The following is a 10,169-nucleotide window of genomic DNA, read 5'->3' as shown; positions in this document are numbered from 1 at the left end:
GATAGATTCAGTGAGCGGATATGGGAAGTCTGAGGGATACGCAGGCAGTGATCTGCTCTGGCCTGTGCGAACTCCTGGGGGAGGCCGGTCGTTTCGCGGCCGAAGAGGAAATAGATTGCTTGCTTGCTGTTGCTGTAGTCAAATCCTGTGTAGTTACGTGTGCCGTACGTCTCGATTAGATAATTTGATTTGAAATCATAAATATCTAAAAATAAGTATGATACAAAAATTCTTAACAATAATTTTGACCAAAAGATTTATTAAAAAATAAATTATTAAAAACTGAGCATTTCAAGAACTTAAGAATTTTTCATTGAAAATAGATATCAGTTGTATATTAAGAATTTTGACTAAAATACACATCTTGTGGATAAAGCTTAAAACCTGAATCTTTTTCTTTCAATATTTCTCTTTCTGCTATAAGACAAGTATGATAAGTTTTCGAAAAAATGATATTCAGTTGAGTTTTAGCTTATTTTTACTGGGCAGCGATAGCATGTGCAATTATTTTTCGTTTATGAGAAATATTCGGTACACTTGGAGCTGTAATTGTAATAGGTTATACGATGATAGGTTTGATGATTGTAACCCATGAGACTGTGGGACAGGCAAATATGCAGTTAATTCAGCATATTTTTGGATCTGTACCTGAAAAAGTTTCATTAATCGGGGTACGTAGCAGCGATTTAATAGAAAATATACATAAAGAGGTGGTAGAGAAACTGGCCGCTTTGGATTATGGCCATGGTGTACTGATTTTGACAGATATATTTGGAGCTACGCCATGCAATTTGGTACGCCGGCTGATTCAGCGAGAAGATGTTATTCTACTTACTGGTTTGAATGCTCCTATGTTAATCAAAGCACTGCAAAATTTTACTAAAGCAGAAGATGTGCATAAATTTGCTGATGATGTTAAAGCAGCTGCTATCGCCGGTATTATGACTATATCTAATCAGGATGAGCCCTAACATGATAAAAAAGGAAATTGAAATTGTTAATAAGCTAGGTTTGCATGCACGAGCTTCGAATAGGTTTACTCAGGTGGCCAGTAGTTTTCAGTGTGAAGTGTGGGTAACACGGAAAAGCCGGCGAGTGAATGGTAAAAGTATCATGGGTCTGATGATGCTAGCTGCCGCGCAGGGTAGTGTTATTGAGCTCGAAACAGATGGAGTAGATGAAAATCAGGCGATGCAGGCATTAGTTGAACTGATTAACAATTATTTTGGTGAAGACGAATAATGTGTATAGTGCTGCATGGTGTGGCAGTAGGAACCGGAGTAGCTATTGGACGGGCTCATTTAGTCGTACGTGGAATGGACGATGTTCCTCATCGCGATTTATCCATAGAAGAAATTCCAGCAGAAATTGCCCGTTATGAGCAGGCTATTAAAACGACACGCCGTCAGTTAGAACAGCTACGCACCGATATTCCTCAAAATGCACCTTCGGAACTAGGTGCGTTTATTTCTTTGCATCTGATGCTGCTTGGAGATGTCAGCCTGTCTCGAGAGCCTGTTGATATTATTAAAGAAAAGTGTATTAATGCTGAATGGGCTTTAAAGTTACAAACAGATAAGTTAGCTGAACAGTTTGATGCAATTGAAGATAATTATCTGCGCGCGCGTAAACAAGATATGTTGCAGGTGGTTGAGCGTATTTTTAAAAATCTGATTGGACTATCTACAGAAGTTGTAACTGAAGCCGAGGACTTTGAAGAAGATACGATTCTGGTTGCACATGATTTATCACCGGCAGATACCGTATTTTTTAAAGACAGCCGTATTGCTGCTTTTGTTACAGATGCAGGTGGTCCAACTAGTCACACAGCTATTTTGGGGCGTAGTCTGGATATTCCATCAGTAATTGCGCTTGGATATGCTCGTGAGTTAATTAATGAAGATGAATTGATAATAGTTGACGGTTCAATGGGCGTGGTCATTATTGCGCCTGATGATGTTATTTTAAAAGAATATCGTCGGCGATTACGCGAATTTCGTAGTCTAAAACGGCAATTAAATAAACTAAAAAATACGGCGGCAACAACTCTAGATGGCATCAATATAGAGCTTTTAGGCAATATTGAAAGTGTTAATGATATTAAATCATTAAATAATCTGGGTGTAGATGGTATCGGGCTGTACCGCAGTGAATTTTTTTACCTGAATCGGGATGCATTACCGACAGAAGAAGAGCTATATACAGAATATGCTGATGTGGTAAAAAGGCTGAAAGGTAAACCATTAACTATACGCACTATTGATTTGGGTGTTGATAAAAATCCGCGTTGGTTTGGACCCAGTCATACGATGAATCCAGCCCTAGGTCTGACTGGAATTCGATTATGTTTGGCAGAACCTGTGATGTTTCGTACTCAGATGAGGGCTATTATGAGAGCTGCTGTTCTCGGTCCTGTACGCATGATGTGGCCAATGATTTCGTCAGTCACTGAAATTCAACAATGCTTAACTCATCTGAATACTGCTAAACAGCAGTTAAATGACCGTTTTCAAAAGTTTGATGAAAAAATTCTGGTTGGCGCGATGATAGAAATACCATCAGCTGCTTTAACTGTGAATTCTATTCTGAAACTGATTGATTTTGTGTCTGTGGGTACCAATGATTTGATTCAGTATACATTGGCTGCTGATCGTAATGATGAAAGCGTTAGTTATTTATATCAGCCTGGTCATCCTGCAGTGCTTAAGCTGCTATTACATGTTATTCGTACTGCTGTGCGGTTAAATAAACCAGTGTCGATTTGCGGAGAAATGGCTGGAGATGCCCAGTATACGCGTCTGCTTATGGCGATGGGGTTACGTCGTTTTTCGATGAATGCGAATAACATTCTAGCTGTAAAAAATCAGATTATTCAAAGTGATTTGTTAATGCTAGAAAATGAGGTGCAGAAAATTCTGCGCAATGATGATCCAGATAAGGCATTAAAATTGCTTAAAAAATTTAATTCTTCACATGAATTGGCTGATTCTGTGGAATAAAACAAATTCTTTTGTTTGACTTAGCATAGATTAACTGCGTTTAATGCTCGGATTAATATAATTTATTTATCAATATTGTTGTTGCCTGACAGTCAGTATTGAGTAAGTAGTGTTTTCCCGCAAATTGTCCACCGATATTCTCTCCCTTGGTATCGGTGGTTTTTTTTAGATAAATATATGCAATATGAATATATTATTTAAATTGATTGATTACATAGTATGTTTTCAATATCGAAGAGTTGAAGGAATCTACTATCTTATTAAAGTAATTAATTGCAAGTTGGTGTCTGGAGTAAGCTGTTATAATAGCGGTCTATTTTTATACAATAAATTGATGATTCATGATGCAAGAACAATACTGTCCTGAGAAAATTGAACCCGCAGCGCAGGCACGCTGGCAGGAATACCGCTTATTTAACGCTGAAGATTTTAGTCCAAAACCCAAATATTATTGTCTGTCGATGTTCCCTTATCCTTCTGGTAAGTTACATATGGGACATGTGCGTAACTACACAATTGGTGATGTATTGAGCCGTTATCGTCTGCTTAATGGTTTTAATGTTATGCAGCCGATGGGGTGGGATGCATTTGGCTTGCCGGCTGAAAATGCAGCAATGAAGCATCAAGTGGCGCCCGCACAATGGACGTATGACAATATTGCTTATATGAAAAAACAGTTGCAAAGTCTGGGCTTTGCGATTGACTGGGGTCGAGAAATTGCGACATGTACGCCAGAGTATTATCGCTGGGAACAATGGCTGTTTGTGCGTTTGTTTCAAAAAGGCATTATTTATAAGAAAAATGGTACGGTTAACTGGGATCCGGTAGATCAGACTGTATTGGCTAATGAACAAGTAGTAGATGGGCGTGGTTGGCGTTCTGGTGCGATTGTGGAAAAACGCGAAATCCCGATGTACTACTTTAAAATTACGGATTATGCTGAAGAGCTGCTTAATGGGCTGGATACACTGGAGCATTGGCCTGAGCAGGTTAAAACCATGCAGCGCAATTGGATTGGAAAGTCGCGTGGTATGCAGGTTCGGTTTGCGCTAGCTGATGACAGTAAGGCCGGTTTGAGCGGTGAGTATGCTGACTATGTGCAGGTCTACACTACACGTCCAGATACGCTGATGGGTGCAACTTACATTGCGGTAGCAGCAGAACATCCTCTAGCCACTGCTGCAGCTATTGATAATCCAGATTTACAGCAGTTTATTGCTGAGTGTAAGGCTGGTTCAGTTGCAGAAGCTGATATGGCTACGATGGAAAAGAAAGGTATGCCGACAGGTCGGTTTGCTGTTAATCCTCTGAACGGTGATGTACTGCCGGTGTGGGTAGCTAATTATGTGCTATGGGGTTACGGTGATGGTGCTGTGATGGCAGTTCCGGCTCATGATGAGCGTGATTTTGAATTTGCCACTAAGTATCGCTTGCCGATTAAGCAGGTAATTGCTTCTACTCAGGCTGATGATGAATTCAATACGCAAGCTTGGCAGGAATGGTATGGTCGTAAGGAGCAGACGCAATGTATTAACAGTGGTGAATTGGACGGTTTAGATTTTCAGGCAGCGTTTGAACGTATAGGTGAAATTTTGCAGGCGAAAAATGCTGGTGCACCGAAAACGCAATACCGTCTGCGCGACTGGGGTATTTCTCGCCAGCGTTACTGGGGCTGTCCGATTCCGGTTATTCATTGTGATGATTGTGGTGATGTTACGGTGCCGGAAGATCAGCTGCCTGTAGTATTACCAGAAAATGTTGTCCCTGATGGTGCTGGATCACCTTTGACCAGAATGCCGGAATTTTATGAAACCAATTGTCCGTGCTGTGGAAAGCCTGCTCGCCGCGAGACCGATACAATGGATACGTTTGTTGAATCCAGCTGGTATGCGATACGCTATGCTTCACCGCAATGTGATACGGCTATGGTGGATAAAGAGGCTGCTAATTACTGGTTGAATGCTGACCAGTATATTGGTGGGATTGAACATGCAATTTTGCACTTGTTATATGCGCGCTTCTTTACTAAATTAATGCGTGATGAAGGGTTGTTAAATGTAGATGAACCATTTGAACGTCTGCTTACTCAGGGTATGGTAGTTTGTGAAACCTATTACCGTGAGGGTGCGAATGGTAGTAAAGAATGGATTGCACCACAAGATGTGGACTTGAAGCGTGATGATAAGGGTAGACCACTGGAGGCAACTTTAAAAGCAGATGGCAAACCTGTTTGTATTGGCGGCATTGAGAAAATGTCTAAATCTAAAAATAACGGTGTCGATCCCCAAGAGCTGATCGACCGTTATGGAGCAGATACAGCGCGTTTGTTTATGATGTTTGCTGCACCACCAGAACAATCGCTGGAATGGTCTGATGCTGGTGTAGATGGTGCACACCGCTTCCTACGGCGTTTATGGCGTACGGTGTATGAGTACTTGCAGCAAGGTACCAGTGTAAAGGCATTTTCAGGTAGTCAGGATGGGTTGTCCGCTGAACTGAAAGCATTGCGTCTAAAATTACACACCACGATAGCCAAGGTAACCGATGACTATGGCCGTCGCCAGCAGTTCAATACTGCTATTGCTGCAGTGATGGAACTGCTTAATCAATATGATCGTACCGATTGCAGTTCAGAGCTAGGACGTACAGTAGCTCAAGAGGTGTTGGAATCCGTGTTGCGCCTGCTGTGGCCGATTGTGCCTCATGTATGTGAAATATTGTGGAATGAGGTGTCTACGCAGAAAACGCTGTGGGAAGCAGCATGGCCGCGTGTGGATGAAGCTGCACTGGTACAAGACGAAATAACCTTAATGGTGCAGGTAAATGGTAAGCTGCGCGGACAGATTACCGTTGCAGCTGATATCAGTAATGATGCAGCACAGGCCGCGGCATTGGCTGAGCCATCTGTACAGCGTTTTGTTGAAGGAAGAACGCCGAAAAAAGTAATTGTGGTGCCAAAACGTTTGGTTAATATCGTCGTCTGAATTTTGTAAGGACTAAAAAAAGACATGTTTTAACATGTCTTTTTTGTTTATATTTGTCTGATTTGAGTATGAACAGTCAGTAATCAGATTATCCGTGTTCTTTAAAACTTATGGCAGGGTATAGGCAATTAATGTATCACCCATTTTTGTACCAAAGGAACCATGACCGCCAGCCATTTGTACAATGTATTGTTTACCATTAACAGCATAGGTCATAGGTGTTGCTTGACCACCTGCTGGTAAGCGTGCCTGCCATAATAATTGACCATTACTAGTGTCGAAGGCACGTAGATAATCATCTTGTGTGGCACTGACAAACATTACATTACCTGCAGTAGATATTGAACCGCCAAGCCCTGGTACACCGATTTTCATCGGAGGCAGTTCAAACAGTTTCGGTAGGCTATCGCGTATCGTTCCGATACGTTTTTTCCAGACTACTTTATTAGTTTGTAAATCTACGCCGCTAACAAATCCCCAGGCTGGTTGTTTGCAGGGTAAGCCAATCGGAGATAGGAAAGGATTGATTTCTACTCCATAAGGTACCCCATACATGGGTTGCATACCGTTTTCTGTGCCTGCACCTTGTTCTTGCTGTGCTCTGTTTGGATTGGTTGGTATCAGGCGAGAAATGAAAGGTAGTCCAATCGGATTCATTAGTGCAATCTGACGATCTTGATTCACAGATATACCACCCCATTCAAACACACCTAGATTTCCGGGAAATACGAGCGTGCCATTTTCAGAAGGTGGAGTATAAATGCCATCATAATTTAGACGTTTAAATTGAATTCGGCAGACAAGCTGATCGAACATAGTTGCACCCCACATATCCTTATCTGTGAGTTTGCCCTGTGGAGTCAGGCTTAGTGCTGAGAATGGCTGAGTTGCTGCATAGTGCTCGCCTTTAGTCGGATTGCCACGTTTTAAGGTTTGTGGTACTGATTTTTCGGTAATGGGAACAATGGGTTGTCCAGTTTCACGATTAAGCACAAAAATATTACCAGTTTTAGTCAAAATATAAATGGCTGGTACTCGTTTTCCTGAAGGTAGTGTTACATCCATTAATGATGGTTGAGCTGGCACATCCATATCCCATAAATCGTGATGAGTGGTCTGAAAATGCCAAATAAGTTTTCCGGTGGAGGCATTTAGTGCCACGATGGAATTAGCATACCGTTCTTTGAGTTTATCTCGATTGCCTCCCCAGATATCTGGTGTACCTACCCCAGTAGGTACATAAACAATATTCCTTTGCTGGTCATAGGCTAGAGGTGCCCAAGCATTGGGAGAATTATGCACAAAAGTAGTATTTTCACCCGGCATGGCATTCGGATTTTGTGCACCAGTATCAAATATCCATTTCAGATGGCCATTGTTGGCATCATAACCACGGATGACACCAGAGGGCTCTTTTGTGGAGAGATTATCAGTAACAGACCCACCAATGATAATAGTGCTGGGTGTCACTACCGGCGGTGAAGTAGGATTGTAGCCACCTAAATATGCGTAAGGCATTTTAGCTTGAAGGTTGATTTCGCCGTTATTGCCAAAGTCCTGACATTTTTGTCCATTGTCGGCATTAACTGCAATTAAACGTCCATCATTAACCGGCAAAAGGACTTTTCGTAGACATAAAGTAGAAGGAGTGGTTTCATTTTGCTTAGCTTTGGTCGCGTCGTAATAGCTGACACCACGGCAAGTTAGATGTTGAAAGGTTTTATTGCTGCGTAACTTTGGATCAAAACGCCAAAGCCTTTTACCTGTTGTGGCATCGAGGGCATCCAGAAACTGATGTGGTGTACAAATGAATAGTTTGTTACCGATTTTAATTGGTGTCAGCTCATTAGTTGTTTCGGCTGAGTCGTTATTAGTTTTGAAATCACCGGTGTGGTAGGTCCAGGCTACTTTAAGCTGATTAACGTTATTGGTATTGATTTGAGTTAAAGGTGAATAGCGTGTGCCGCCTTGTGTACGGCCATAGGCGGGCCAGTCTTCTGCTGCTACGCCATTTGGGTCTACTGCAGGTGCTGGCTGGGCACGCGAAATGGTACCGTTGATTTCTTGTGGGTCATGATTAATGCTGTAAAGCATGATACCCAGAATAACTATCAATCCAATGGCAATGGCGGCTTGGCCACTGCGTTTTGTAGTTAATTGGCGTGTTGGCCATGGTAACAGTAGCCACAGACCTAGTATAAACAGAATGTCAAAACGTGGTGCCAATGCCCAAAAGTCTGTACCGGATTCCGATAATCCCCAATCAAGTGTGGCAATGAGGATTATCGCGAACCACCACAGGCTATTGCTGCAATTACGCTGATATAGAACGGTGAACAAACCAAGTGCGATTGCTAGGATTGCATAATAAGCAGAACCGCCCAGACTAATTAACCAGATTCCTCCTATAAGCAAATAAAGAGTAGCTAGCCATAATATGATCGATGTGATGATTTTGGCGACGGAACGCTTTGATTTATGTGTGTTCATTATGCCTCTGTATGTTGTTTTAATAAAATTCTTATGGTTAATAAAAGTCATTATAGTCAGCAATAATAATTATGCAAATGACTATCTTTATGAATATTAAATAATTAATATTCAAGATTTTATATACTATTTATCTAAAAATTATTGTCTTAGGGATTCAAAAGCTAATTTAGCAGATTTATTGATAATAAATTATATTATTGACGATGGTGTATAAAAGTTAATTCTTTTTTCAAAAATTTGGTTGATCATGATTCAGAACAGATTCTTTCAGTAGTATTAATTATCGCTAGGGCGCAACAATAATATTTTCTTATGTGAAAATTCCTGATTTTGTTTTTATCTGATGCCATCGCACAGATTCGATACGAATAGATGTAGTTTTGTTAATATAATTATTTCAAAAAATTCAAAGTTTTTGATAAAAATGGTTGGTTAATGCTGAAGCTATCTGGTTGGCTTAATTCACTATTAATTATTTTAAGACAAAAAACTATGAGAAAACATTTGAATAAACCTTGAATAAAAAGCATCAAAAAATTGAATGGTTAATTATTTTTTAAATAAGCTGATAAATTATTAGATTGATAAATTATTTAATAAATGAACTTTTCTTAAGATAAAAAATTCTTCCGTATATTCTTTGCTTTTATTGAAAAGTTTGAAATTAATATATTTTCTATTGCTGATGGCATATAAAATATATTACTGGCGCAAGCTTAGCAATAAATCACGGAATACATTTGGATCCTTGATGAAGGTGATTTCGCCAACTTGCGGAAAATGATAATCAAGCAGGCGTGAAACCCAGAAACGGATACATGCTGCCCGTTGTGCAATCGGGAAATAATCTTTTTCATCAGTGGTTAGTGTTCGTATGCTTTCATATCCACGGAAAAAAGCTTGTTGCAGATTCTGATCAAGATGATTGTCTGCTCGTCGAGCCCAATCGTTTACTGCAATAGCAAGGTCGTACATGAAATTGCCATTACATGCATAATAGAAATCAATAAATCCGGCTACCTGCTCCCCGTCCAACAAAACATTATCACGGAACAGATCGGCATGGATAATGCCTTCTGGTAAATCCGCACGATTATGACTATCAAAAAAAGCAATTTCTTCTAGCAATAGATGCTTATCTTCTGCATTTAGAAACGGTAACAGCCGATTGCTGGCTTCGTGCCACCAGCTTATGTAGCGTGGATTAGGCATTGTTTGTAGAAATTCAGTTCCGGCCAAATGCATTTTCGCCAGCATGGCTCCTGTATGGAAGCATTGCTGTTCGGAAGGGCTGCTGGTGTCTTTGCCAGACAAGCAAGTAACCAAACAGGCTGGCTTGCTTGCAAGCGTACTATCCAACCGGCCGTCTATTCGGGCAATGGGAGCAGGACAAGCAACATCATGAGCACTGAGATGCTGGGTAAGATCCAGAAAAAAAGGCAGTTCAGCTTGGGTCATGGCTTCAAATACTGTTAATACATAACGTCCCTGTGTGGTGGTAACGAAGTAATTACTGTTGGTTACCCCTTGAGCGATACCTTGTAAACCAATAAATCGACCCAAGTGATAATCGCGCAGAAAAGTGCGCATTTCATCATCGCTGACACTGGTATAAACAGACATAGATATCACCAATCAAACAGGATATAGACATTATTAAAAGCTGAAACAGAAAACAGGAGTGACTTCAGCA

General features: G+C 40.7%; 7 protein-coding genes. 4 read left to right on the top strand and 3 right to left on the bottom strand.

Going from position 1 to position 10,169, the window contains the following annotated elements:
• Positions 1 to 239: tRNA (cytidine(34)-2'-O)-methyltransferase (locus ACQP6D_RS09980; RefSeq protein WP_427858094.1), on the bottom strand; the 239-nt coding region annotated here is incomplete at its 3' end.
• A gap of 327 nt (positions 240 to 566) precedes the next feature.
• Here ACQP6D_RS09980 and ACQP6D_RS09975 point away from each other — a divergent pair.
• The 4 genes from ACQP6D_RS09975 (at position 567) to leuS (ending at position 5,983) form a co-directional block, all read left to right on the top strand.
• The gene (locus ACQP6D_RS09975) at positions 567 to 971 is read left to right on the top strand and encodes a PTS sugar transporter subunit IIA (RefSeq protein ID WP_100141456.1); all 405 of its coding nucleotides are present in this window, start codon (positions 567 to 569) and stop codon (positions 969 to 971) included.
• Between the two features lies 1 nt (position 972).
• Positions 973 to 1,242, top strand: coding sequence for an HPr family phosphocarrier protein (locus tag ACQP6D_RS09970; RefSeq protein ID WP_100141455.1), 270 nt, complete (start codon positions 973 to 975; stop codon positions 1,240 to 1,242).
• The gene (gene ptsP / locus ACQP6D_RS09965) at positions 1,242 to 2,999 is read left to right on the top strand and encodes a phosphoenolpyruvate--protein phosphotransferase (protein WP_427858093.1); all 1,758 of its coding nucleotides are present in this window, start codon (positions 1,242 to 1,244) and stop codon (positions 2,997 to 2,999) included. Before ACQP6D_RS09970 ends, ptsP begins: the two co-directional genes overlap by 1 nt.
• Before the next feature lie 344 nt (positions 3,000 to 3,343).
• On the top strand, positions 3,344 to 5,983 hold the full coding sequence (leuS, locus tag ACQP6D_RS09960) for a leucine--tRNA ligase (protein ID WP_427858095.1): 2,640 nt from the start codon (positions 3,344 to 3,346) through the stop codon (positions 5,981 to 5,983).
• A gap of 108 nt (positions 5,984 to 6,091) precedes the next feature.
• Here the strand turns inward: leuS and ACQP6D_RS09955 are convergent, their stop codons facing one another.
• Positions 6,092 to 8,473, bottom strand: a complete 2,382-nt coding sequence (locus tag ACQP6D_RS09955) for a glucose/quinate/shikimate family membrane-bound PQQ-dependent dehydrogenase (protein WP_427858092.1) — start codon at positions 8,471 to 8,473, stop codon at positions 6,092 to 6,094.
• 705 nt (positions 8,474 to 9,178) lie between these two features.
• Complete coding sequence (gene thrB, locus ACQP6D_RS09950; protein ID WP_427858091.1) at positions 9,179 to 10,099, bottom strand: homoserine kinase; 921 nt, start codon at positions 10,097 to 10,099, stop codon at positions 9,179 to 9,181.
• Between the last annotated feature and the right edge of the window lie 70 nt (positions 10,100 to 10,169).

The sequence above is a fragment of the Snodgrassella sp. CS2 genome (assembly GCF_050310315.1).
Taxonomy (GTDB): domain Bacteria; phylum Pseudomonadota; class Gammaproteobacteria; order Burkholderiales; family Neisseriaceae; genus Snodgrassella; species Snodgrassella alvi_E.
This window is presented reverse-complemented; position numbering and strand designations above follow the sequence as displayed.

Bases quoted from the DNA above. Each gene is read 5' to 3' on its own strand.
- leuS (WP_427858095.1), top strand. From the start codon at position 3,344: ATGCAAGAACAATACTGTCCTGAGAAAATTGAACCCGCAGCGCAGGCA.
- ACQP6D_RS09955 (WP_427858092.1), bottom strand. From the start codon at position 8,473: ATGAACACACATAAATCAAAGCGTTCCGTCGCCAAAATCATCACATCG.
- ACQP6D_RS09975 (WP_100141456.1), top strand. From the start codon at position 567: ATGATAGGTTTGATGATTGTAACCCATGAGACTGTGGGACAGGCAAAT.
- thrB (WP_427858091.1), bottom strand. From the start codon at position 10,099: ATGTCTGTTTATACCAGTGTCAGCGATGATGAAATGCGCACTTTTCTG.
- ACQP6D_RS09970 (WP_100141455.1), top strand. From the start codon at position 973: ATGATAAAAAAGGAAATTGAAATTGTTAATAAGCTAGGTTTGCATGCA.
- ptsP (WP_427858093.1), top strand. From the start codon at position 1,242: ATGTGTATAGTGCTGCATGGTGTGGCAGTAGGAACCGGAGTAGCTATT.